Genomic DNA, 25695 nt, shown 5'->3' on the forward strand with positions numbered 1-25695 from the left:
CATATTGCGATATATCTATCGATTTCTTTTTGTGTCTATATTTTATCAATAAAAAGCAAAAAAGAAAACGTTTCCAACGGGAGAATAATAAATATTATTATTCTGACGAATGGATTTCAATTGTAAGATGTGAATGAAGTAATATCAAATCAAATATCCACCGATTTTTAATAATTATATTTAATATTGTAATATTTTAGAAAAAAGGACTTTGAACTGTGAGATGAGAAACGAGAAATGGCTGATCAAAGTGTAATTCTTAGAGTTAATATTCTATTTATTATCTGTTAAGCTTCTATTAATCTTTGTTTCTTATAATATAGATTACAAGGGGGTTACTTATGAAAATAAGAAAACATTGGCTTTCAATTACCGCTGTTACTGGCCTAGTGGTTACGAGTTTATTTTCGACAAACATATCATATGCCAATACAGCGTCAATGGATGAATCACCTGCATGGAGCAAGTGGTTACAAAAAAACGCTTATCCCGTTAAGAAACTAGCTCCAAGTTCAAATGATCTGTACAAGGATTTGCGTTTTTTAAAGAAAGTACTCAAAGACAAAAGAGTCGTCCTATTGGGAGAAAGCTCCCATGGTGCAGCTGAATTTAACTCATCCAAAGTTAGACTTGTTCAGTATTTACATGAAGAGTTAGATTATGATGTAATCGCTTTTGAATCTGGACTAGCGGAGAATCATGCTGCTGATATCCACGCTTCAAAAAACACACCACTTAAAACCATGCAAGATGCTATCTTTGGTGTATGGCATGCCGAAGAAACTCTACCCCTTTTCGATTATCTAAAGAAAGAAAAGAAAACGAAAGATCCACTTACATTAGCTGGTTTTGATATGCAGCCGATGGGTTCATATCCAACGTTTCTTAAGGATTGGTTGACAAAAGTAGACCCATCGATGGCCGAGAAAGCATATCAAACAGAGATAAAATTCATAAACTATTATCATGGTATCAACACTACTTTTGATCAATTTCAACAGGAAAAGCCGAAAATGATTTCCGAATATCAAGATATTATCAACTTTGTAAAAAAGCATAAGAAGAAACTATCTGCTATCTATCCACAAAATTCTAATCTGATCCAAGTAACCGAATATGCGCTAAAAGATCGGATCAATTCTACAGAAAAAATCATTGAAAAAAATCTACTGTTCAGCCAATATGTAAATGAAGGAAAATACGAAGAAGCACAAAAATACTTTGATGAGCTTTCGGTCTTACGTGATCAAGCTATGGCTAATCATCTAACTTGGTTAGCTGAAAAATTATATCCCAACAAAAAAATCATTGTTTGGGCGCATAATCTGCATATCCGTAAAGCAAATACCAAAGCCGAAAATCCGAATCGCAGCCCTGTTGTCAGTATGGGTGAACTCATTCCCGCACGCTTAAAGAAACAGTCCTATGTAGTTGGACTATATATGAACAAAGGGGTTTCTGCTCTTAATAACAGAGAACCTGCTCCGGTACGTTATCCACACCCCTCAGGTAATTTAGAGTCCATCTTAAGTAAGTCAGGTCATCCCAACGTTTTTGTAGACCTAAAACAGAAGAATAAAAAATGGACTTCATGGATGTTTACCAAACGCCAAGCGTTAGACTGGGGAATGTGGGACGAAAAATTGGTTCCTTATGAACAATACGATGGAATTTTATTCATCAATGAAGTTCATATGCCCAAATACATCCCCTATCAACAATCGAAAACTATGATGCAAAAGAATAAAAAGCCCTTGCCTGTATCTAAAAAGGATATTCTATATGAAACCTCTTTCATGAATAGATAATTAAATGACGACACCCCCTCTATAAAAGATGGGGGTTGTTGTCCATTTTCACCCTATTGTTCACATATAACCACTGATTATTGGCGATGATGAAAGCGATGATACTCATAACAATTCCCTCAGATCATCTTCTCCTTATCAAATCCGATCGCCGTGAAATCATCGATATGAAATTCATGGACAAAAGGAGAGATTCTTAATGGTGACTCATCCACATAATATAAAAATACTCGTTTTCGTGCTCGAGTGATCGCCATATAGAGTAAATTCTTTTCTTCAACAATAAGTCGTTTCAGATCTGATTGATAATATTCATCATCTTTTCCTGCTTTTTGCTGTAAAACTTCTATTTTTTTCAAGAGTGGATAGGTTGATTGGGTAAATTGTAGAATAAACACATAGTCAAACTCAAGGCCCTTGACATGATGGATATCAGCCAGTAGGATGGGTTTTTTCTCCTCATTCGTCATCGACTTTTTCATATAGTCTTTTATATTTATAACATCTAGTTCTTGCTCTAGTGCCCGTAGAAGTGGGATGTGATTCATCTGATCTTGTTCTTCATAACGATCGATCAAACAGATCGATGCATCTGGATCACGCATCTGGATCCAATGAATTTGGCTAACTATTTTTTGGACAAATTCTTTGATAGATGGGAAGTAGCCAATGTTAGGTAGCTCACCATTTCGTAGACTCGTAAGCTTAGGTTGACGCTCATACTCTCTATCTTCCAAGCGAAGGGCATTGGCAAATGCTAGAATGGGTCGTGTCGATCGAAAATTTTGGTGTAAAACTCTGGTCTTATCACCATTCAATTGAAGTCCTAAGCTAGCATCCGAGTGCGGACTCATTTGATTGATGGGTTGTCTAGAATCCCCTGCAAGTACCAGCATTTCTTTACTTAGTTGCACTAACGCTTTTATTTGCATGGGTTGCAACTCATGTACATCATCAACCAATACGAAATCATAGTGAAGGGACTGGGGGATTTGCTTAAGATAATATAATAGTAATAAAGCATAATCCTCAAGATCTATCTCCCTCTGATATTGGGTATGCATTTCTTGTTGATAGAGCGTAAACAAATGATAAATGGTTAGACGTTGACTTCTAGTTAAATGAGTACACTTTTCCCGCCCAACCCTCTCTACTTCTAGATAATCATCTTTACGAAGAAGTCCATTCGCTTTCATCCACAAAAACTCCTCCAGTAAAAACAAAGGGGTATGAGTATGATCCAACTCTTGTTCCGCTGATAGTCCTCTGTACCATTCCGATTGAATGAAGCGTTCACGTAGCATTTGGATACGATAAAGTCGTGTATCTGGGACTTTCTTTATATCTAGAGAGAAAGTGTTAGGCGGAACTACTATCTGATATCCAATTATTCTAAGTAAATTAGCTGCCATCTCATAAAAAGTACACAGCTCAAAATCATGTTTTTCTATTAGTAGTGTAAACTCAGGACAAAGTGAAAGACGTTGATAAATATCTTCTTTAAGAGTTGGTGTTCGTGTAATAAATAAAAACCTCTTTCGCTCCTTATATTCATTCATCATCTTTAACATTTTCAGCATTAAGGTTACACTTTTCCCATTGCCAGCAGCCCCTTGAATATAAAGCTGATCACTTTTTTGCTCCAAAATCATTTGTTGTTCCTTTGAAGGCTGAATCTCTGGCAATCTATTAGGCATCTCAACATAAAATTGCCAAGCTTTAGCTGAACGTAACCAGAAGTCTTTCTGTTCCTCTTTACATACTTCGCTCAATCGTAAATTCCCCCTCTGTACATGCATAAAGATAGGGACATGTCTTGCAATGATCTCCTACTTTTGCTTCAACATGTTGCTGAAAGATCGAAGAAATCCTTTCATCAAGCTGCTCACTAACCTCACATATAGTCTGTTCTTGATCGTTCGTTTCTAAGCTTTGAAACTGGATCAATGCTTTGGGATACTCTATTCCTTGAAAATGTAAAGATTCACGCAAGGGCGAGTGAGATACCATCTCGATCAGATCACTTTTTTGTTGATCGGTCCATTGTGGAAACAAAGGATATACCATTTTACGCACCATTTCTTTCCCACCTGCTTGTTGAGAGAGCAATGATCCAAGCAAAGCAAATACTTTTTGTTGATGAATATCATCTGTATATATTGGATGCAATTCTAGCAAACTATTATAGAAGAATTTCCGCGAGCATACTTCCTGATCTGTCCAATAAACCTGAGGGATTTGCTCAATAAAATGATCCAGTCGAGCATATAAGCGGTGATCTTTCATATCTACATTTGAAACATCTACTTCATAATTTAAATCCCAAGTTAGTAATTCTTTTCCATTTCCATACAATTGAAAGAGAAGCTGAAGATATGAACTTTCTTCATCTTGTTCATGTAAGCCACGAATCCAGCTGACAATTAATTTTTTACGATGAAACACCAATAGAAAAAAAAGACGAAACAGCAAGAGATTCTCTTTTAATTTATCTGCCAAATAATGAATCATAACACTGTGAGTACGCTTAGCTGCTTGTGGATTTTGCTCGCCAAACTGTTGGCGAATCGACTGAATTAACCACGACCAACTCAATATACTTGGCAAACACCCTCTCTGTTGAACTTGGTCAATTCCTCTCTTAGATAGGTCGGTCAGATGAATCTCATCGGCTGTCAACGTTAGTCCTTCAATCTGTGTAAAACTACTTAAGCTTCCCCATTGATCCCTGTCTTGATCTTGTTCACAAAAGGAAAGGAAAAATTGGCGTAAGTCAGCTCTTGTGACTTCCCAGTCTACAAATAAAGGGGTATAAAGAATCTCTTCGATCTGCTCTTCAACATCGACATCTATTTTTCTCCTATTTCTCATTTGCTTCCAATATTTTCGTAGTTGATCCATATGTTGTTTGATAGATATCTCTTTTCCTTCTTCTGGGAGAAGTTCCTTGATCATATCTTCTAAATTCGTTATGGCATTTTGAATTTGGCGTATCGTTATCGGATGACGATCGAGATGTACATAGGGGAATACTCGAAAGGGGTTTAATAAATATTGTTTAATTTGATTCCCTTCTATCTTGTCTTCCGCTAACTGATCAAATTGCTTGCTTACATCTAACAACTCTTCCAAAGACCGAAATCGTTCCTTTACTTCTCGGATTGTAGAAATTCCATCCATATAACTTTCCAAATCGATAAGTATTGGTAAAATGTCTTTCCCCAATCCATCATCTAATTCAACCCAGCCTGAAGTCATACATTCGACTAAAGTTGTATAGTCGAGATAAATTTCATGTTGATCTCGACTAGACTGATAAAAATAATATAAGAATTTCCCTTCAGGATAAGACAGAATATTTGATTCAAGTCTGGTAGACAGGCCATCATGAAAAGCTTGACTCATCTGTGGATAAGAAGTTGTGACATATTGACGTGTCTGTGCTCCATCTTGGTGCCAATCCAAATAATGCTGAAAGTGTGCAAGTGACTCAAAGAAGTGAAACTCGATTTTTAATGGATCAAATAGATTTCCACTTCTTTTTTGCTCCAAAAAATGGACCCATCTCCGTCCCTTTGTAAGTGAGATCGACTGCTTATTAACACCCCACTGATCAACTGATTTTCTAGAAACTTGTTCATATAACTCTTTCCAGCCTAATGACACCATCGGATATTGTGGATAATAGGGAATGCGAAAGATAATAGGAATCTTTGCAGCACGTAACTGCCAAAAAAACATCATCTGATCAGCCGAAATTTGAGACATTTGATAAACATAAACTCGTTCAAGCTGGGGATGTATTTTTTTATAGAGTAATTTGGCTGGACATTCTTTTCTCTTTTTACATAGTTTTTGTATCTGGGGATCTTGATGTAGAAATGCTATCGTTTTTCGAAATAAAAAAGCTTCTTCTGCTTCCTGTGTTACAGGGCTTAAGTCATTTAAATCCAATTCTACTAAGTAGCGAAAAGCCTTGACCCACTCTCCGATATGCTCTTCCAAGTAGCGATATTGTTTAGGATCCGTTACCTCTGCCTGAAGATAAGTACGGATTTTCGAAGCTAACATCAATTCGGTTAGTCCATACCAGTCTCCATATAATATTCGCTGTAAACGATCATAGGTATAGATATGAAATGAATCCCCTTGCTTTTTGGCATAATCCTTCAAATAGCTAGCTAAGGTGGATTCTGATACGATATGAATCTCATTTTCTTTAAAAATAAGTTGTGAAAAATAGCTATAGGGATCTTGGTATGTCTCAATACTAAACAACGTATTCATTCCCCCATTTTTAATAGATCCATCCATGTATTCGGCAGGTTGCTTCGCTTATTTTCCTCTATCGCATGAACAAAAACTTGCTTACGGACACGAGTCAATGCGATATATAGTAAACGTGCCTCCTCGCCTAATATCTCTTTCATCTCTTGAGGCTCTCTTTCCATGAAATAGGTATTGCGTACTAATAATGATGATAATAAAAAACGATAATTTAACCTCCATTCCTCATTTTCCTTATGTAGGAAAACTACGGTACGGCTGTCGCTCACCAATGGATCATAAGTATAAGGTAGAATAACATGATCAAACTCATTTTCCTTTGCTTGTTGAATAGTCATGACATGGAAACGGTGTCCTGTATATTCTGTTGATAATGGATCGAGCATTTCTTGATCATCTGTCTCCATATATTTGCGTAGTACTCTTTCCATTCCATACAACGTAGCTGCTGACTTTGAAAAGTGTTTACGTAAAAGATAAAAAAGCTTTTCCACTCCCATCTGGTATTCCATCCTTCTCGCTCGTGCCTCTTTCACAAAGTCTTGGATATCACGATTAGGATGGATCGTTTTCATTCTCGTAAGAAAACGTTGACTATATACTTCATGTGGGCTCAAATCCTTTATAATCATTCTTAATATAGAAAAAATAGGCTTCCTTTGTGCTAGCTCTTGCATCTGCCTCCAATAAATAAAATCGGGTTGTTTTTCTAATAAGGAAAGAATTACTTTTTGATCTGGTTCAAATTGCTCAATCAACTGGTCATTAGATAAAGTATTGACACCATAAGAAGACCGATGTAATGCGTATGCAAAAGATGGATTTTCCGGAAAAAGGAGAAAGCGAACTAAAATATACATTTCTCGCACAGGCAGACTTCGATAAAAATTTCCTAATCTACTTCTTTCGCAAAAAAAGCCAAGTTGTTCACACTGTTTGATCACTTCTTGTATTTGGTAGTCAAATCGTACCAAAATAGCTGTATCTGTTCCTCTTAGCTGTTCGAGTAGCTGACGAAAGGCTTGATTCTCCGATTCAGCATACCCCATCGCAAAGGGACCAAAGACAATACCCTTGTTTTTATTACCAATTGGGCGCATCGATTGTAACTGATCGTATATCGAAGCGGGAAATGATGCTAGTTGATTCCCCCATTTCATGACCAATGTATTTAATTGTTGAACTAACCTCGGGGTATTCCGATAATTTTTAGTAAAATGGATCGTTGTTACAGATTCACCTTGTTGAATGAGTCTTTTTTTCAACGCCGAAAAGGAAGTATATTCTGTACCATGAAAACGATACATACTTTGTTTGGCATCTCCTGTGATCGTTAAAGTACACTGAGTTGCAAGTTGTAATCGGAACAGAAAATCAACTTGAACTGGACTTACATCTTGAAACTCATCGATCAACAAGTAACGCAAATTCCATTTCTTCTTTAATCGCTTCATCACGACCATTCGTTCTAGATAGCGAACAACATCTTGTATTTCCCACTGCTTTAGTTCCTTTTTTTCTGTTTCCAAATGCTGATGTACATATTTAAGTACAAATTTGGCTAAAGGAGCAAATCCAACTTGATCATTTCCAAAATGGAGTTTCACGTGGAATAAACTCCCCAAATATTGACATTCCAATAGTTCATTCATTTTTAGTAATAGCTCTACCAAATTTTCGCGCGGAGTTTTAGTAAACGGACGGAAAGCTTCTGGACTTACTTGTGTATACTCACGAATTGCCTCGAACATTAACTCCTTCTTCCGCTTACGAAAACTACGTAACTTCTCTGTAACTGGGATAGGCTGATGAATTCCCGCCTTTTCAAATAAGGTTTCAACAAATGCTGATAGGGTGGAAATATGTAGATGTTTTACCTCATCGATCCACTTTAAATAAATAGGTTGATAGGTAACCTCATAGTAATCACGAAACCGTTGAATGATCCGCTGCCTTATTTTTATTGCAGCTTGATGAGTGAAAGTAATAAAGGCAGAATGGAAAAATAAATCCTCCATTCCCATATGTTTTAAAAATAAAAAGCGTTCGATCATCCATGTTGTTTTCCCAGTACCTGCACCAGCTGATATGATCAAATGCTGGTTTGCAGGAGAATGCTCAGCTTCATATAGTTTGCTAGGAAAATCGGTATGATGACAAACATAGTCATATATCTGTTGATTTGTCACTTTCCCATCTATAAAGGAGACGGAAGCCCCTTGATAATCGGTTTGATAGGGAACTTTCCACCACCCAAATAGCTTCCTTTTTTTAGCTTCTTTCCATTCATCCCAATCTTCATATTCCTTAAGTGAATCCATTGTGAATAAGTACACTTTAATTCCGTTATAAACATAATCATCGAGTAAAGACTCTATAAAATCATCTGTTAAATGATTCCTAAAAATAAAAAGTGAATGTTTGGGTTGTTGATCCAACATAACCCCTCCCTACATAGTCCAACAATGATATCTCTATCTAATAATCATATAAAGTATAGAATATAGATCGCAAAAATAATACATTACACAATAAATTCCTTTAAAAACATAGATCATTCACGACGTTACTATACGAGCTTGATGCCCCGTCTCGTTTTCCTTTTCCCATTGAACGACTTTTCCTCGCTCTTAACAAAATAAGCTAAAATTGATATTTCATGTCATTATTGACCTTTACACAATGTCAACGTTTATGATAACAAAAAAACCGAATGATCCAAGATGGATCACTCGGTAAAATTGTAAGGGTGAATAGGGAGACGGAATATACTTAGGCTTTTTTGACTTACCTCACCTCCTCTTCTTTCTCATAAATAGGTACCCAACCTTCTTTGGTTTTGAAAATACGAATAGCTACGACTTGACGATCTTCCATCAAGGTGAAGTAATGCCGATAATCGGCTGGTACAGAAATCAGATCCCCTGGCTCTAGCTCTACATCAAAGAAACGGCCATTTTTACCTTGAATCGCGAAAATACCATGTCCACTTACAATAAAACGGACTTCATCTTCGGAATGATGATGTTCAGCTAGAAAATTTTTCAGTAATTGCTCAAGATTCGGTGTCGCTGGAGAAAGTGAGATAACATCTTCTGTGATATACCCATAACGAGCAGATAAGTCATCAATTTCTTTACGAAATACTTGAATGATCTCTGCTTTTTCTTCATCTGAACATTGATAGTTCTCACGTAAATGTTCTGGGAGCTTATCTATATCCCATCGCTCGTAAATAACCCCTTGTGAATCAAGATAAGAAATTACTTCTTCTAATTTTTCCAAGCGTTCTCCATTATCGTGAAAACGTAATTGTGCCATTGTTTTTCATCCCCTCAATATGATGATTTTTGTAGTACTGAAAGTTGTGAAGCTAATTTTATTTTTAAATGGTATGAAAAGATAAATTCCAAAGCTTCCAAATGTTTCTTCGCCTCAAAGCCATTTTTGCCCCAGACAGTTAGCCCATGATTACGAATTAACACGGCTTTAGTTTCTGGTTTAATCACCTTTCCACACTCTTGTGCTAATCGAGAAATATCTGCATAATTTTCTACGATTGGGATCGTAATCTCACCATTCTCTTCCCAAATGCCAAACGCTTTAATAAGTTCCTGTCCCTTCAAAGTTATGGAACCATTGGATGCATATAATTCAGAGATTACATTATTATCCACTGTATGTACATGGAGACAACAGCCCGCATTGGTTAAACGATAGACTTCACAATGGATTAAGGTTTCAGCAGATGCCCTTAGATTGGTTTCTTGTAGTGGACGGCCTTCTCCATCCACCAACAAGAAGTCTTCATCGGTTCGTTTACGCTTATCTTTCCCACTTGCTGTAACCAAAAAGGTAAGAGGCTCGTCATTTACTTTGATTGACAAATTCCCACTGGTTCCTAGAAACCAATCTCTCTCTGCTAGCTCATCTTTGATATCTGCTAACTCATTCCATCGCTGTTCCAGTACACTCATCTAACCTCCTCCTTCCTACTTAATCCCTCAATCACATCATAAAAGGTGGTAAAAGGTGTATATGAAATCCCATTTTCTTGACATTTTTTGATTAAGAAGTCTCGCGCATAGACTTGATCCGCTAATTTAGCTGCTTGTAAGTCTGTAATGGAATCTCCAATAACAATTCGTTCATATCGGTTAGGGTCAAATTTACGTAAAATGGTCGGTTTACAGCAACCGCAATCATTGGTGCAAGGTTCAAGACATGCATATGGCCAAGAAATTTGAATCGTTTCCCCTGAAAAGTCGCTACCATTACAATAGATCTGCTCCGGATCGACAAGACCTTCCAAAATCGGATAAACAAAAAAGTCTATACCACCACTAACGATATACAAAGGGATTTTTTTCTCATTGGTAAAGCGAACAAAGTCACTAAATCCTTCACGAATGGTAGTTTGATCGAATACGAACTGGATAATCTGCTCTTTTTGTGATGAAGGAAGGAGAGAGAAAAGTTGCCCTACTCCTTTACGTATGGAAATCTTTTGCTCTAAGATCTGGTCTTTGATCTCTTCCCATCCTGGTGGAGCAAATTGCTTCATGATCGCGATAATATTATCTTTCACTGTAATCGTTCCATCAAAATCACAAAAAATAATTGGACTGCGACCCATGGATCATCTTCCTCCCCACAACGACAATGCCAGACTTAATTCTTCATGCTCTTGTACCCAGTGATCGATAGGAACTTCTCTTAACACACCATCAATGATCTGCCGAAAAGCTTTGCCCCCTGCAACTGCTCCACTTGGATGACCATGTACTCCTCCACCAGCGTTGATCACTGAGTCAATCCCAAAGTCTTGGATTAATAAAGGTACTAATCCTGGATGAATTCCAGCTGATGGTACTGGGAAAGATTGTTTGATATGCGGATTTGGACGTGTTAATTCATTGGCAATACCTAATGCCGTCTCTTTTTTAAGAGCAACGCTTCCATAGGGGGATGGGAACAATACAAGATCCGCACCAGCATAACGCAAACATTTTCCAAGCAGTAAAGCATGATGAACCCCATACAATGCTGAGGAGGTAAGAGCACCTGAAACAGCTGGATGAGCTAAAATAGGAATCGGGATTTCAGGGTCTTCCGCTAGAGCTTGTAGAACATCTAGACTGTAAGCAAATACATTAAATAATAAGGCATCTGCACCTAGTTCAACAGCTCGTTTGGCTTTTTCAATTAATTCAAAAGTAGAACCTGATAAATTCACGGCATATAGTGTTTTCTTCCCTGTCTCTGCTTCGACTTTTTGTAAAACTTCTTTGGCAACAATGATTCGAGAGTCAAAAGGAGTAATAGGATTATCAAATAAAATTTCATCATCTTTCACTAGATCGACTCCGCCTAAAGCCTGTGCGCGAAGTTGCTCACCAAAGCAGGAGAGATCTCGTCCTATGATGCTTTTAAAGATACTCATCAACAAGGGCCGATCATAAACTCCCAAAACTTCACGAATTCCATCAATTCCAAACTTAGGGCCAGAGAAGTGTTCCAAGAGATCACTTGAAAAATCCAAATCGATCAGTTTAATCTCGCCATCAAGGGATAGCTTTCCAAACACCGTCGTTAGTATCGCTGGAAAGTCTATGGTAAAGTTTGCTGAGGGGTATGCCACTTGGATCAAAGCTTTTTTCCGACTCTCCCCAAAATACCGATTAATTTCATCATCTTCCGATAGCTCCTGTATATTAAGGACTTGCCCTTTATGCTTTTGAAGTTGTTCTTTTTCTAAGTCTGGTAAATTTGTCCAAGTACCCACAGTAAGTCCTAGTGCAATTCCTTCAGCTTTTTTGGCGAAATTGCCATCCTTATCATAAACTTGATAAGTTGCAATTACTTGGCCCATGTTATCTCACTCCTTAATCAAAAAAACCTCTTCCCAGAGGAAGAGGTTTTAATTTCATATCTCACCGCTTCCTCTTATCTCTCAGCTAACGCTGCGAGAATTAGCACCGTGCCGTATGTCATACATTACCATGGCCCCTATCCAAAAATAAGTGCCCCATCTCACGATGGTATTACGGTCGGTTGCTGGGCTTCATCGGGCTCGTCCCTCCACCTGCTCCTGATAAGAGAAGTTTGATCATTGTTCTATATTCGAATTTACTTGTGATTATGACAGGGATTTTTTAAGCTGTCAACTATTTTTTATCAGTCTATTCAGAGGTTGTTGCATAAAACAGTCACTCATCGCTTCCCCTCTCACTCCTGCTAAAGGTTTGGCGCAAAAGTCGATCCTACACAAAAACGATTCGCTCTTATTTTAGGAGTGATCTAGGTTTTTGATCGAATTATGCAACAAGCTCTATTCATGCTTACACTTTTTCATTTTATTTTCCTGTTGCTTATACTAAATGTCAATACCCTGTATAGTTTGGGCAATCCGCTCTGCTGCCTCAATGAGTCGTTTTTCGTCTGTAAGTAAGCCCACTCGAACATATCCTTCACCATTTGTCCCAAAACCAATTCCTGGTGCTACCGCGACGTGAGCCTTTTCTAATAATAAGTCTGAGAAAGCTTCAGAGGTATAGCCCCTTGGAACAGGTAACCAACAAAAAAAAGATCCCTTTGGAGCTTCTACATTCCATCCCAGTTCTTGAAGTTTCCCAATAAATGCATGGCGACGTTGTTCATAGGTACGAACCAGCTCTTGGACACAATCTTGTGAACCCAACAATGCTTCTGCCGCAGCTGCTTGAACAGCTCCAAACAAGCTTACATAATAGTGATCTTGAAGCAAATTAATACTTTCGATCACACTTGCGTTTCCAACCATAAAAGCAACACGCCATCCAGCCATATTATATGTTTTACTAAGCGTATAAATTTCGACTCCTATCTCTTTGGCACCCGGAATCTCTAAAAAGCTAAGTGGCTTCTTTCCATCATAGCCAATCGCACCATAAGCAAAGTCATGTACCACTAAAATACCATGTTTTTCAGCAAGCTCTACGGTATCATTAAAAAAATCGAATGTGGCTATGGCTGCTGTTGGGTTATTAGGATAATTGAGAAACATGAGCTTAGCCTGTTTGAGCACTTCCGTTGGAATCTTCATATAATCTGGTAAGAATTGATTTTCTGCTTTCAGTGGCATGGTGTGCATTTGAGCTTGAGCCATAGCCAATCCAGACCAATAGTCTGGATATCCAGGATCAGGTACTAAGGCTATATCCCCAGGATTTAAGAAGCAAGGAGAAATTTCAACGAGTCCTGCTTTTCCACCAAATAGAATGGCTACTTCTGTTTCAGGGTCCAGTTCTACTCCATATTCACGCTGATAAAAGGTAGCCACTGCCTCTTTTAAGAAAGAATAGCCACGAAAGGGCGAATATTTATGATAAGCTGGCTCATTGGCCGCCTCTTGTAACGCTCTGACAATATGAGGTGGAGTCGGTAAGTCTGGATTACCTTGTCCCAAATTAATCACATCGATTCCTTGTTCTACTAATCCTTGTACTTTCTTTACGAGTTTAGCAAAAAATTGTTCAGGGAGTTGTGTTAAAACTTCCGCTGGTGGAAATTGTTTCAATTTTATTCACTTCCTAAAATTGTCGAGGTTATTTTCTAGTGACATATGTTAGCGATTGAAATCAAATTTGTAAAGTTTTTTCTCTATATTGACAGATAAAATAAATCCATTTATTATTTCGATTAATAACCTCATACAAGCAAACGGTATGTCTCTTATCAAGAGTAGGTGGAGGGAATTGGCCCGATGAAGCCCAGCAACCGACCATAATACCATTGTGAAATGGGGCGCTCAGCTTTTTGTCGAGAGCCGTGATGAAAAATCACATATGGAACGGTGCTAATTCCAGCAGAATTTATTCTCTGCAAGATAAGAGGTGGCAGAATATCGATTTCTGAGCCTCTTTCTTGCGAGAAAGGGGCTTTTTTCATCCTATTCTAGCAAAAAATCTACTTAACTTAAAAAAGCTAATCAAAATGGCTGCTATCACTCAACAATCACTTGGTATTTTCTCCTTACCATAAATCGCCCAGGATCAGAGACCAAGATTCATTGAACTTTTACCAAAGGTTATTCTTTTTATAACAATATGCTTATAGAAAATAATTAGATTTCCTTAGGTAGTTTTTACCATTATTCCTATCATTGAAATATTTTCGATTCCCTTTCCTATATTTTTGATGTTAACCTTTGTTATATTGGGTCATATTGTTTTAAACTATACTCGTTTCGGTCGTCACTTTATATTACAGGTGGCAATAAAGAGGCTGCTCGCTTATCAGGTGTTCCAATACAATGTTATAAATCCTATTCTACTCAACGGTTTAACCATGTAAAACGTACCCTATTATACGCAAGACATGATTAAAGGAAAAGGATCCATGTTAATTTGTGCTTGAACATTTGTATGTACAAAAGAGAAAAAATTAAAAGAGAGGGGATTACACCATGTCTACACCTTCTATCCAGCCGCCTTCCACTTATGAACCGTTAAATGAAAATACGGTTGTTCAATTTGTTAAAAAATTAAACTATTTCACTGAAGATGCTGCGTTGCAAGTACGTGAAATTGGTGACGGAAACCTTAACCTTGTTTTCCATATCGTTGATGAAAGCCATGCCAAATCAATCATCGTCAAACAAGCTTTGCCCTATGCAAAAGTAGTCGGTGAAAGCTGGCCACTTACCCTAGAGAGAGCACGCTTTGAAAGTAGCTATCTACAGAAAGCGGCTGAATATGTTCCTAACCTTGTTCCTAAAGTCCACTACTACGATGAATCACTTGGGCTTTTTGTCATGGATGATCTATCTTCTCATCTCATTTTACGTAAAGGAACTATCGAGGGAATTCAGTATCCACACCTTGCAAGGGATATAGGTACTTTTGTTGCTAAAGTTACTTTTTATACCAGTGACTTTTATCTACATCCCTTTGAGAAAAAACAGCTCGTTAAACAGTTTATTAATCCAGAATTATGCAAAATTACCGAAGACCTTGTCTTTACTGATCCATTTTTTGATCATGAGACCAATGATTTTCCGACAGAAATTCGGGAAGCAGTGGAGCAGTTATGGAATGATTCAGAGTTACGGCACGAAGTTGCCAAATTAAAGTTTCAGTTTTTGACACAAGCAGAAGCATTACTTCATGGGGATTTGCATACAGGTAGCATCTTTGTAACACCTGAATCAACTAAAGTCATCGATCCTGAATTTTCCTTTTTTGGACCGATAGGTTTTGATTTAGGTCAATTCTTTGCCAACATCATTTTAAGCTATCTTTCTCAGGAAGCTCATATTTTAAGTTCTAAGGAGCGCAAGCAATATCAATCTTATTTAGTTGATACACTGAAGCAAACATGGAGCTCCTTTAAACAAGAATTTAGTAAGCTATGGGAAAATGAGGGGAATGAAGTATATACCCAAGTTCCTGGTACCCTTGAATCCTTTTTAGGAAAAGTGTGGGTAGATGCTGTTGGTTTTGCAGGTTGTGAAGTGATCCGCCGAACTATTGGACTTGCCCATGTCGCTGATCTAGATACTATCCAAGACTTAACTCAGCAATATCAACTCAAGGAAAAAGCATTGGAACTGGGTACCTACTTTATTAAAAATCGAACACAGATTACAAATATGGAGCAATTGATTCAAGTCTTCTATCAAGAATAACCTCTTTTTTCTTCAAGTCAGACATTCATTGTCTGGCTTTTTTACATTTTTCTATGTGAACAGGAGAATCTAATGGATAAGGAGTGATCAAGATGAAAGGCTTGCTCGTTAAACTAATTGTTTGTCCAGTAGTTGTATATATCTCTACGTTTTTATTTCAGGATGTGTTCTATCCGGCTAACTATCAACCGATTATCGTCGGTCTTGTTTTAGGCATTGTAGGTCATCTCATGGAAGTATTGATGTTAAGACCTGGTACTCTATGGATAAGTACATTCATGGATTTTCTAGCTGCTACGGTCATTATTTACTTTAGCCAATGGTTTTTCACTGGATCGCAAATTACTTGGATAGGTGCATTATTAACAGCGTTTTTTCTTGCTGTTACTGAATACTTTCAACATATTTGGTTATTACGTAATGGTGCTACGGAAAAATCATAAATTGTTTATTCTATCCATCCAAAAGCCCACCTTCTCCAACAAATGGAAGAGTGGGCTTTTTGGATTCTTTTTATAAACCTTGATTAAATATACCTATTCCAATAATGGGAAAGTGTCACCAATGGCCAAATATGATTATAGCTATGATAATAAATATAAAATTGTCCCGCAAGCCCTGCTCCAGTCGGATAACTGATTTCCCAACTATCTTTTTCTAATAATTCGAGTAAACACTGCACTCCTTTTTTGATTTCGGGTGTTGGTTTATCATGATAAGCAATTAACGCATCAAGTGCCCAAGCTGTTTGTGAAGGAGTTGATGCTTGCAATGGAATATAACGATGTTCGATCTGGCTTTGACAAGACTCTCCCCAGCCACCATCTTGGTTTTGAATTGACTTTAGCCACTCCACCGCTTTTTCAACCATTGGATGTCCCCTTGGAAATTGGACTGCGGCTAATCCAGTTAGTGCTGCCCATGTTCCATAAATATAGGAAATTCCCCAACGTCCATACCAAGAACCATCAAATTGCTGATGGCGGGCAAGCCAATCAACCCCCTGCCTAACAGCAAAATGGTACGAAGACCAACCTAAATAGTTACCTAAAAACTCTAGAGCCCTCCCGGTTAGATCTGCCGTCGATGGATCACCCAAAATGCTTTCCGTATCGTCATATGGGAGTAAATACAACCACATTTTATTCGTATTTTTCTCAAATGCAGACCATCCTCCATCCCTATTTTGCATGGATAAAAGCCAGTTGACCCCTCTATTCCAAGATTCTTCATACTTTCCCTTCATTACAGCAGGGGCTATCACGCGAAGACAAGCCCCAGTATCATCAATATCTGGATTGATCGTATTATACCGTGAAAATCCCCAACCTCCTGGACAGATGCCCGGATTCCGCCATCGCCAATCACCCCAAGTATGTTGCTGGTTGTTAAGTAAATAGTAAGTACCGCGTCGTATAGCAGGATGCCTTGAAGATACTCCCGCTTCTTGTAAGGCATATAAGATCAAGGAAGTATCCCAGATCGTCGAAGAAGTCTCTTGTAGATGTCCTTCTTCTTGTAAAGGAAATATTAGATCGATTAATCCTTCCATCGCTTGACAAATGAGCGGGTGATTTTTGGGATATCCCAAACTTACCAAAGCAAAAATCATTAAAAACGTACTTGTAAAGTAACAATATAAAGTTCCATCTGGCTCAATTCGATTGAGCATAAATTGTTCGGCTAATAAATAAGATCTGTCTTGAAGTCTCCTCCGTACCGATGATGAGCGAAGCCATGTCGCCATCTTAAAAAAGCGTGTCCACCAACTTCTATGATTATGTATCCAGTTGGTACTTCCACAAGCTTGAATCCACTCCGAAACTTTGTCATGTCCTGGTAATTTCACCGAAAAGCGCTGGTTTGCTAGCACTAAAACAGGAGCTAAATGAACACGAGTATAACCAACAAAATCACAAAAGTTTACAGGCGAATTCCCCGATAAAAGTAAAATTTCAATCGGCATACTTGGCGACTTTCCCCAATCCAAATGACCTAGTATACTGAGTACTATTTTACTAAACGATCCTCCTTGGACTACTCCTCCTTTTGAATGAATAAAATCCTTAGCTCGCTGCATTCTTATATCCTTAGGTTGAATATTATCGGTATATAATAACGCTAAACAGCAATATATAGTCTCATTTAGATTTCCTTCTTTTTCGTCTTGAAATAGCTTCCATGTCCCTTCCTGTGTTTGTTTTGAAAGAATGCGCTGGATAAGCAATTCTTCTATCTCTGGCTTCTTATAGCCTAACCACTTCATCAGTAAAAGCATCAGTGCATCAGTCATAGTTCCACTTTCAAAACAATAATCCCAACACCCAATTTCATTCTGTTCTTGGAGTAATCGACGAACAATTTGATCAATCGCATTCCCAATCCGTTCCTCCATCCCGTCACCTCCTTCTATCTTCAGATTATTAAGGAAAAGTAGAAGGGATGACGAAATTATAAAAAAGACAGGCTACTTTAAGCACCTGTCTAAGACCATGCAAAAAACTTTATTTCCTTTTCGATAATGAAAAATAAAATAAAAGTCCTACAATCACTAAACCTAAAAACATAATGAAATGAAGCTTTACCAATTTGGTAATGAGCAATCCCAAAAATAGTAAGATTATAAACAAAAGAAATGAGATCTGTCGTTTTTTCATCCAATGATTCCCTCTATGCTTTTCGGTAGAATAAAAATAGTGCGATTGCCATTAATGCCAGTCCTGCTAAGCGATAACCATCGATCGGAATCTGCTTTCCACCTAAAAGTCCAAAATGATCAATCAAAGTACTTGTAAAAATTTGTCCTACAATGATTGCTACAAGAGTTGAGGCAACACCAATTTGAGGTACCGTAATAACCATACATAAAATAAAAACGGCCCCAAACACTCCACCAATTAATTGCCACTTTGGAACAGAAAACACTTCACCTAATTCGCCCTTGCCAAAAATAAGCATAAGTACTAGCAAAGTACAGGCTCCTACCAAAAATGAGACAAATGCTGCTTCAATCACACCTACTTTTTTACCTAACGCACCATTTACACCTGCTTGAATTGCCGAGGCAACGCCAGCACAAATAGCAATTGAAATCAAAAACAAATTAACTCGCATCATCATAATGTCCTTTCATTAACCATTACATTTCCATCATCTTGAGAATATCCACTTAGTCCGTCATTTATCGTTTCCCCACTCAAGCTCGTATTCTGGGTTCCTTCCATAGCGATTCAAAGAGCTAGAGCTTACACAAAACATATTCGCTCTTATTCTAAACATGAAGCTTGGTTTCTGAACAATTTCCATAAAAAAGAGCCTTCATTGGCTCTTTAATTTATATTTGAATCGCCGTTTCTAATGCTACTTCAAACATCTCATGTAGCATTTTTTCTTTTTGCTCTGAGCTAATCATTTCTTTCGTAAATACATGATCAGACACAGTTAAGATGGATAACGCATTGACTCCGTACTTAGCAGCAATGGTGTATAAAGCGGCTGTTTCCATTTCTGTTACAAGCATTTGATAGTCACCAAGTAGTTTATAATCCTCATCGGTAAGCTCGTAGAAAAAGTCAGAAGTAAAAACAGAACCTACTTTAACTGGTTGCTCTTTGGCAAGTGCAACATCATACGCTGTTTTTAAAAGATGAAAATTAGCCGTTGGGGCAAAGTCGATTCCTTTAAATCGTTGATGATTCATTCCGGAGTTAGTCGATGCACTCATCGCTAAAATAAGATCCAGCACTTTTACATGCGGATGAACAGAGCCACTTGTACCAATCCGGAACAAGTTTTTCACACCATATTCTGCAATTAATTCAGTTACATAAATGGAGATGGAAGGCATTCCCATACCTGTTCCTTGTACGGAAATTGGTTTCCCTTTATAAGTCCCTGTATAGCCAAACATCCCACGTACTTGATTATAGCAAACAGGGTTCTCTAAATAAGTTTCAGCTATGTATTTGGCCCGAAGTGGATCTCCTGGTAATAATACGGTTTCTGCAATCGCACCCGGTTTTGCCTCTAAATGAAAGCTCATATGACTAACTCCCTTTCATGAAATAACTAAAAAGTCTAATATCCAACACTTGATATATAAACATACAAGAATACTATACACCAAAAATCGGTAACTATACAAAGTTGTATTAGCGTGGATCGTGAAGATCAATCCTAGATGCCTTAGGTATTCTTTTGGATAGATACTTTAGAAAAACACCTGTTATCTCTTTACCAATTCGGGGATATATTAAGTGTCTATATTTATATTGGAGTGAGGCCTTTGATCCAACATCCTTTATTTGTTATTATCGCTAGCCTAATTACAGTGGCAGTTGGTCTATATTTGGGCTCAAGTTATATTGAAATTTTTGCTACAGTCATGGGAATTATCAATCTTTGGCTTTTAGCCAAAGAAAAAGTATTGAACTTTCTATTCGGAATAATTACAGTAACTACCTTTTTGTATATTTACTTCACACAAAGCTTATATGCAATGGTATTACTATCCGTTTTTCAACTAGCTTTTAATGTCTACGGCTGGTATTATTGGCTTCGTGATAGAGGTAATCAAGACGTACGTCCAACAGTGCAGATGACTCCAAAACAAATCGGGATAACAATTGTTGTCATCCTTATTGGATGGATGGCTTGGTCCTATTATGAAGTCAATTATACAGAAGTTCCTCATCCTTATTTAGATTCTCTTAATTTGGTGATTAGCCTTGTCGCTCAATACCTGCTTAGTAAAAAATTCCTTGAAAACTGGCATCTTTGGATTCTAACAAATATTATTTTAATTATTACTTATTTAATCACTGGACTATATGTCATGATTATCTACAGCGTTATAGGTTTTATCTTATGTATTCAAGGATTAATCGAGTGGAAAAAGAGTTTGCAAATGTTAAAAAGGTAAGGCGATTAGACATTGCCTTACCTAACGTCTGAAGACTAACCTAGTATTCTTAACCTTTGCCTTTTATAGAATCTCTTCTATACGTAAAGGATTGGATTATTAGGACTATTACCCATCAATCAATGTTATTAATAAGCCTAACAGGATAGCTAAGATACCTATTCCTATAGTCCAAGCCCGCTTTTTACTATATGATTTTACTATTTGATAATAATTTTGACCTTTTTCTATTTCTAGTAGAGTCCATTTTAATTCAAGAGCTATGTCCATTGCAGATGAGTATCGATCACCTGGCTTTTTTTGCGTAGCTTTATCAATGATTTGATATAAACTCTTTGGCAGATTCGGATTAAATTTTCTGGGATCAGGTAACGGTTTTTCAATATGTTGATAAGCTATAATCACACTATTACCATTTTTAAAAGGAACTTCTCCTGTAACCATTTCATAAAGCATGATCCCAAAAGAATAAATATCTGAAGTAAAACTTAGTTTGGCACCGCTAGCCTGTTCAGGTGAAAAGTAATGAACTGTTCCAATTACTACATCCGTCTCTGTTAACTGGGTGCCTCCTTCAACAAACCGAGAAATGCCGAAATCCGATACTTTTACATGTCCATCTAAAGTTATTAAAATGTTATGTGGCTTTATATCACGATGAATAATTCCGTGTTTATGAGCATAATCTAATCCTTCACAAATTTGTATACCAATAGAAACGATCTCTCTTAATGATAATTTCTTCTTTTGAATCCAATCTTTTAAAGATACTCCCTCAATATATTCCATTACCATGTAATATAAATCATCATCACGTCCTGCATCAAACACATTCACTATATTGGGATGAGAAAATCTCCCGACCAATTTTGCTTCACGTATAAAACGATAGATAAGTTCTTGATTTTGCTTAAGCTGTTCTGACATCATTTTAACTGCCACATAACGGTCAAGTACGATATCTTTTGCTTTATATACGCGAGACATCCCTCCACCTACATAATGAATTATTTGATACCTCCCAGCCAAAATTTTTCCTTCCAACTCAATCAATCACCTTTCTTTCTACACCTTAGTTGCTGCGTTCCATAAACCTGAGATTTATTATAGTGTAATTTGTAATAAATATTTATTTAAATCCAAATAATATATTTTGTATAAAAAAGACACCTTCAAAGGTAAAGATGTCTTATTTTAAGCACAGCTTCTGATATAGATGGTTTCCTTTTCCATTCTACCCCTCTTGCTTACGAAAGAGCAAATGTCATTCAACAAAAGGAACGCTTTATTTTTGGAAGTCATTAGCCATGCCTATCCATCTATTTCTCTTACAGCAGCAACAACCTCTCTTCAACTAGATTTTATTTATAAATTAGGCTGCATGCTCGGAAGTAAACTGCTACTATATAGATGTTACTTTCTCAATCAAATAACCACCTTTATAATCATCCCAATCCACTTCCTCATCCAAGTCTGTGCTTAAAATCATTTCTTGTATCTTATCTTCTGAGTAATAATTGATTTGATAAGTTCCCGGCTCCACACTAAAGATCAATATATTTTGGTCAATTTTATCATATAAAATTTCATAATTTTTTATGTTTTGCTGGTGAAACTCTTTAAAACGTTTGGCACATATTTTATTAAAACCAACTGTGGAACTAGCTAAAACTAAATAGCCAGAATCAATATTTATCGTATAAGAAGAGCAATCTTCAATGACTGATTTCTCGTGATCAGCTACTGTATCAGGCATTACTAACAACTTATTCAGTTGATCCTTTATAATGGGAAAACCTACAACAGCTGTACTAAAACCATCAAAAAGATATGCCACCCCTGCTCCTACAGGGATCATGGAAGAAACCGTATAGAGGCTACGATCATTATCGCACAGTTTTCGTACAACTAAGGTAATCTGATACTCTTCCCCATCTTTCGTATCCATTTCTAAAAAAGTAATCTCTTTTTGGCTATTTACTTTTACCTGTCCATATTTCTTTAAGTTATTAATCAAACTTTGACGAAAAGCAAAAATCTCTTCCTTCGTCCCAACCCAAAATAAGTCTTTAGATATCAAATGACATTTCCTATTCCATTCGTCTGGGAAATCTCCTTGCCTAATAAGTACCCATCGGTCTGAATATGGCTGTAAACCTTTCCAACTTTGAAAGTATTCATAGTCCATCATCATTAGAACATCACTAAATTCCATTCGAGTCATCAAACAAAAGGATAGATGACTTCCTTCACCATTTGTGGAACAAGACATCCGCTAAACATACCTCTCTTCAACCATTTTTAGAAATTACAATCAATTATCATAAAAGTTAAAATATATATATATCATATCATTAATTCGATGTAAAAAGTAAATAATTACAAGAAGTACGATTAACAGCAAAATATGGAACTCTTCTAACTAAAAATATCCTCACACACGAAACGGGCTGAACTCGAGTAGGTTTCTTAAAGTAGTGCTTAAGAGAAACCTACTCTTTATTCACTACCTCATTATCTGGTGTGGAGGATATAATGTTCTCTTATGTAACAGTTTAATCTCCATTTTCAATCCATACCATCCATTAAAGCAGCTGGCTCAATGGACTCTATTCAAATTGAATACTCTTACTTATATTTGGTAATTCATCATTAATCATTTTATCTAGCTGGGATAGCTTCTCTTTTACATCTTCCTTTACATTACCACTTTCATCAAAAAAGGAAGCTGGAGGTTCGGTTGATTGCATGATTGCTAATGTTTTACCATTTTTCGTGGTAAGGTATTCCCACTGGTTAGCTAGTTCTTTTTGATCCCATGCTGATTTAGAAGGGATATTAAAAACACCAATCGTAAAAATAGGGGCATTCTCATTTTTTAACTCAAAGGTAATCGTTTCGAGTTTTTCGGGTATAGCTTTGTCTGTATTTGATTTCACTTGAAAGACATCATCCCAACTCTCTGGAAGTTTGGCATTAAATTTATATTTTTCGTTTTTATATAAAATATAATCTCCATTACTTGTGAGAACATGATCTCCATCCTTAATCGTTCCTCCAGAACATGCAACGGCTATAACACTTAATATACATACAAACAGAAAAACTATAATTCTCTTCAATATTTATCTCCTCACTTTAGGTTTTTATAGCTTTCATTCATAGATTATAACACTTTATCATCTTCGAATTATAAATTAACAAATTGTTCATATTTTTCTTCCGAAAATATTTATATTTAATTTCCTTTCTAATAGTTATCCAATCAATTCCTTGCTAGTATGTATGGATATCGATTTTATAGTAAAAATATAACTGTACTAAGTAAAAACAGTCAATCTAATAAACCATCATTTGTACTCTTTTTATTTCCTCGAACCTAGAGGTGCTTAAAATATGCGTACCCCCCTTCTACGAAGCTTACGCAAAGCCTCTTCTATAGCAGCCGAATCATTTAAACGAGGAGTTCCTATAGACGAAGTGATCACTAATAAGAGCAACGATACTTCAAACTGTGGAGAGTCTCAAAAAAAGACGTATCCCGAACTGAATCCTTTTATACCAAACGTACCAAAAAATGCACCCTCTAATCCGCCTGAAAAAGTGGTCATTGTAGGTGCAGGACTTGCTGGATTAACTTGCGCTTATCGTTTAAAAAAAGCAGGCATTAATACTACAATCTATGAAGCAGCCCATCGATTGGGTGGCCGATGCTGGTCCGAGAGAAACTACTTTAACGCAGGGCAAATTGTTGAGCGTGGTGGTGAGTTTATCAACACGGAGCACTTTCATATTCGCCATTTGGTAAATGAATTAGGACTGCGATTAGACAATGTACAAGAAGAGAACCAAGAAACAAAAACTATTCTATACTTTCATCAAACCCCTTATACCATGAAGGAAGTTGCTGAAGATCTAAAAAGAGTTTATCCGCTTCTTCATCGGGATCAAACAGCTATTAAAGGGGGAGTATATTATAACCATTACAGTAAGAGGGCTTGGGAATTAGATCACATGTCTATTAACGACTGGATTAAACAAAATGTTCCAGGTGGAATAGGCTCCAAACTAGGTACACTTTTAAATATTGCATATACGACTGAATATGGGGCAGAAGCAAGTGATCAAAGTGCTTTAAACTTAATTTTGCTTATGAGCTGCAATCATATCATTAAGTCAGATGAAGCTTATCATGTACATGGTGGCAACGATCAGATTATCACGAGGCTGGCGAAAGAACTACAAACACAAATTAAAACCGGTCACCAACTAGTAGGTATTAAAAAGAATCCAAATCACAGTTATACATTAACCTTTAAATATAAACTACACACAAAAGAAATAACCGCTGATAAAGTAGTATTAGCCATTCCATTTACCATTCTTCGTTCTTCTGTCGATTACAGCCAAGCTAACTTCCATCCTTTAAAACAGATTGCAATTGAAGAAAAAGGAATGGGTAACAACACGAAATTTCAGCTTCAGTTTACAAAACGTCACTGGAGAGATCTAGGTTACAATGGCTCCTCTTTTTCTGATACCGGATACCAATGTACATGGGAGGTTACACGTGCTCAAGCGGGGAAACCAGGTATTTTAAATAATTTTACAGGTGGGGCTACTGCCAAAAGCTTTACATCCAACTCTTCGCAAAAGAATGTAGATGAATTTTTACAGCAAATTGAATCGATCTTTCCCGGCTTGAGTAGCTGGTACAATGGTAAATTCATAATCAATCCTTGGAGTCAATATCAATGGACAAAAGGATCTCATACTTACTATCGCGTTGGGCAGTATACGAAATTTGCAGGAATCGAAAGTGAGCCAGAAGAAAACTGTTATTTTGCAGGAGAACATACATCCTATCAATTTATGGGATTTTTAAATGGAGCTGTAGAATCTGGTGAACGAGTAGCATATGAAATTCTACGAGACTTAAAAGGCACACATGATCCATCTTTATTAGTGAAATCTATATCATACAATATACCTACTCTTGATTGACTCCTGTT

General features: G+C 37.0%; 19 protein-coding genes, 1 pseudogene and 2 riboswitches. Of the genes and pseudogenes, 6 read left to right on the forward strand and 14 right to left on the reverse strand.

What is annotated here, in order from left to right; genetic code table 11:
- The first annotated feature begins 341 nt into the window (after positions 1–341).
- The gene (locus DL897_RS02170) at positions 342–1808 is read left to right on the forward strand and encodes an erythromycin esterase family protein (protein WP_113657479.1); all 1467 of its coding nucleotides are present in this window, start codon (positions 342–344) and stop codon (positions 1806–1808) included.
- Positions 1809–1927: 119 nt separating this feature from the next.
- On the opposite strand, the gene DL897_RS02175 is transcribed toward DL897_RS02170, so the two are convergent.
- From DL897_RS02175 to DL897_RS02210, 8 genes are all read right to left on the reverse strand, one after another.
- The gene (locus tag DL897_RS02175; RefSeq protein WP_168188603.1) at positions 1928–3580 is read right to left on the reverse strand and encodes a 3'-5' exonuclease; all 1653 of its coding nucleotides are present in this window, start codon (positions 3578–3580) and stop codon (positions 1928–1930) included.
- Entirely contained in the window at positions 3564–6086 is a 2523-nt protein-coding gene (locus DL897_RS02180; RefSeq protein WP_145962180.1) for a hypothetical protein, read from the reverse strand. Before DL897_RS02180 ends, DL897_RS02175 begins: the two co-directional genes overlap by 17 nt.
- 5 nt (positions 6087–6091) lie before the next feature.
- A complete protein-coding gene (locus DL897_RS02185) occupies positions 6092–8533 on the reverse strand; it encodes a UvrD-helicase domain-containing protein (protein WP_168188604.1) in 2442 nt (813 codons plus the stop codon).
- Positions 8534–8882: 349 nt separating this feature from the next.
- Positions 8883–9416 (reverse strand): 1,2-dihydroxy-3-keto-5-methylthiopentene dioxygenase, encoded by a 534-nt coding sequence (locus DL897_RS02190; RefSeq protein ID WP_113657483.1) that lies wholly within the window; start codon positions 9414–9416, stop codon positions 8883–8885.
- 14 nt (positions 9417–9430) lie between these two features.
- Entirely contained in the window at positions 9431–10072 is a 642-nt protein-coding gene (locus tag DL897_RS02195; RefSeq protein WP_113657484.1) for a methylthioribulose 1-phosphate dehydratase, read from the reverse strand.
- Positions 10069–10731 carry a 2-hydroxy-3-keto-5-methylthiopentenyl-1-phosphate phosphatase gene (locus DL897_RS02200; RefSeq protein ID WP_113657485.1) on the reverse strand — a complete coding sequence of 221 codons (663 nt, stop codon included), beginning with the start codon at positions 10729–10731 and terminating at the stop codon, positions 10069–10071. The genes DL897_RS02195 and DL897_RS02200 overlap by 4 nt, the downstream gene beginning before the upstream one ends.
- A gap of 3 nt (positions 10732–10734) precedes the next feature.
- On the reverse strand, positions 10735–11967 hold the full coding sequence (locus tag DL897_RS02205; protein ID WP_113657486.1) for a 2,3-diketo-5-methylthiopentyl-1-phosphate enolase: 1233 nt from the start codon (positions 11965–11967) through the stop codon (positions 10735–10737).
- A 71-nt stretch (positions 11968–12038) separates the two neighbouring features.
- Positions 12039–12196, reverse strand: a riboswitch (SAM riboswitch).
- A gap of 275 nt (positions 12197–12471) precedes the next feature.
- Positions 12472–13653, reverse strand: a complete 1182-nt coding sequence (locus DL897_RS02210) for a pyridoxal phosphate-dependent aminotransferase (RefSeq protein ID WP_113657487.1) — start codon at positions 13651–13653, stop codon at positions 12472–12474.
- A gap of 152 nt (positions 13654–13805) precedes the next feature.
- Positions 13806–13969: riboswitch (SAM riboswitch) on the forward strand.
- A gap of 271 nt (positions 13970–14240) precedes the next feature.
- Between DL897_RS02210 and DL897_RS18970 the strand changes: the two are divergent.
- The 3 genes and pseudogenes from DL897_RS18970 to DL897_RS02220 all read left to right on the forward strand — a co-directional run.
- Positions 14241–14426 (forward strand): annotated as a pseudogene (locus DL897_RS18970) (ABC transporter permease subunit); the annotation flags it as partial.
- Positions 14427–14541: 115 nt separating this feature from the next.
- Positions 14542–15762, forward strand: a complete 1221-nt coding sequence (mtnK, locus tag DL897_RS02215; protein WP_113657488.1) for an S-methyl-5-thioribose kinase — start codon at positions 14542–14544, stop codon at positions 15760–15762.
- 92 nt (positions 15763–15854) lie between these two features.
- A complete protein-coding gene (locus DL897_RS02220) occupies positions 15855–16205 on the forward strand; it encodes a DUF2512 family protein (protein ID WP_113657489.1) in 351 nt (116 codons plus the stop codon).
- A gap of 83 nt (positions 16206–16288) precedes the next feature.
- Here the strand turns inward: DL897_RS02220 and DL897_RS02225 are convergent, their stop codons facing one another.
- The 3 genes from DL897_RS02225 to deoD all read right to left on the reverse strand — a co-directional run bounded on the left by DL897_RS02225 (position 16289) and on the right by deoD (position 19804).
- Entirely contained in the window at positions 16289–18157 is a 1869-nt protein-coding gene (locus DL897_RS02225) for a terpene cyclase/mutase family protein (RefSeq protein WP_113657490.1), read from the reverse strand.
- A gap of 275 nt (positions 18158–18432) precedes the next feature.
- Positions 18433–18876, reverse strand: a complete 444-nt coding sequence (locus DL897_RS02230) for a DMT family transporter (protein WP_113657725.1) — start codon at positions 18874–18876, stop codon at positions 18433–18435.
- A 220-nt stretch (positions 18877–19096) separates the two neighbouring features.
- Positions 19097–19804 (reverse strand): purine-nucleoside phosphorylase, encoded by a 708-nt coding sequence (deoD, locus tag DL897_RS02235; protein WP_113657491.1) that lies wholly within the window; start codon positions 19802–19804, stop codon positions 19097–19099.
- 243 nt (positions 19805–20047) lie between these two features.
- Between deoD and pnuC the strand changes: the two genes are divergently transcribed.
- On the forward strand, positions 20048–20683 hold the full coding sequence (pnuC, locus tag DL897_RS02240; RefSeq protein ID WP_113657492.1) for a nicotinamide riboside transporter PnuC: 636 nt from the start codon (positions 20048–20050) through the stop codon (positions 20681–20683).
- Positions 20684–20791: 108 nt separating this feature from the next.
- On the opposite strand, the gene DL897_RS02245 is transcribed toward pnuC, so the two are convergent.
- The 3 genes from DL897_RS02245 to DL897_RS02255 all read right to left on the reverse strand — a co-directional run bounded on the left by DL897_RS02245 (position 20792) and on the right by DL897_RS02255 (position 23805).
- On the reverse strand, positions 20792–21736 hold the full coding sequence (locus DL897_RS02245; protein WP_476718216.1) for a protein kinase domain-containing protein: 945 nt from the start codon (positions 21734–21736) through the stop codon (positions 20792–20794).
- Between the two features lie 349 nt (positions 21737–22085).
- On the reverse strand, positions 22086–22955 hold the full coding sequence (locus DL897_RS02250) for a hypothetical protein (protein WP_113657494.1): 870 nt from the start codon (positions 22953–22955) through the stop codon (positions 22086–22088).
- 337 nt (positions 22956–23292) lie between these two features.
- A complete protein-coding gene (locus DL897_RS02255; RefSeq protein WP_113657495.1) occupies positions 23293–23805 on the reverse strand; it encodes a hypothetical protein in 513 nt (170 codons plus the stop codon).
- Between the two features lie 274 nt (positions 23806–24079).
- Between DL897_RS02255 and DL897_RS02260 the strand changes: the two genes are divergently transcribed.
- Positions 24080–25687, forward strand: coding sequence for a flavin monoamine oxidase family protein (locus DL897_RS02260; protein ID WP_113657496.1), 1608 nt, complete (start codon positions 24080–24082; stop codon positions 25685–25687).
- Positions 25688–25695: the final 8 nt, after the last annotated feature.

Source organism: Thermoflavimicrobium daqui (assembly GCF_003313465.1).
Lineage (GTDB): Bacteria > Bacillota > Bacilli > Thermoactinomycetales > Thermoactinomycetaceae > Thermoflavimicrobium > Thermoflavimicrobium daqui.

Coding starts and splice junctions, on each gene's coding strand:
- DL897_RS02170 (WP_113657479.1), top strand. CDS start 342: ATGAAAATAAGAAAACATTGGCTTTCAATTACCGCTGTTACTGGCCTA.
- DL897_RS02190 (WP_113657483.1), bottom strand. CDS start 9,416: ATGGCACAATTACGTTTTCACGATAATGGAGAACGCTTGGAAAAATTA.
- DL897_RS02195 (WP_113657484.1), bottom strand. CDS start 10,072: ATGAGTGTACTGGAACAGCGATGGAATGAGTTAGCAGATATCAAAGAT.
- DL897_RS02200 (WP_113657485.1), bottom strand. CDS start 10,731: ATGGGTCGCAGTCCAATTATTTTTTGTGATTTTGATGGAACGATTACA.
- DL897_RS02205 (WP_113657486.1), bottom strand. CDS start 11,967: ATGGGCCAAGTAATTGCAACTTATCAAGTTTATGATAAGGATGGCAAT.
- mtnK (WP_113657488.1), top strand. CDS start 14,542: ATGTCTACACCTTCTATCCAGCCGCCTTCCACTTATGAACCGTTAAAT.
- DL897_RS02220 (WP_113657489.1), top strand. CDS start 15,855: ATGAAAGGCTTGCTCGTTAAACTAATTGTTTGTCCAGTAGTTGTATAT.
- DL897_RS02225 (WP_113657490.1), bottom strand. CDS start 18,157: ATGGAGGAACGGATTGGGAATGCGATTGATCAAATTGTTCGTCGATTA.
- DL897_RS02230 (WP_113657725.1), bottom strand. CDS start 18,876: ATGCGAGTTAATTTGTTTTTGATTTCAATTGCTATTTGTGCTGGCGTT.
- deoD (WP_113657491.1), bottom strand. CDS start 19,804: ATGAGCTTTCATTTAGAGGCAAAACCGGGTGCGATTGCAGAAACCGTA.
- DL897_RS02250 (WP_113657494.1), bottom strand. CDS start 22,955: ATGTCTTGTTCCACAAATGGTGAAGGAAGTCATCTATCCTTTTGTTTG.
- DL897_RS02260 (WP_113657496.1), top strand. CDS start 24,080: ATGCGTACCCCCCTTCTACGAAGCTTACGCAAAGCCTCTTCTATAGCA.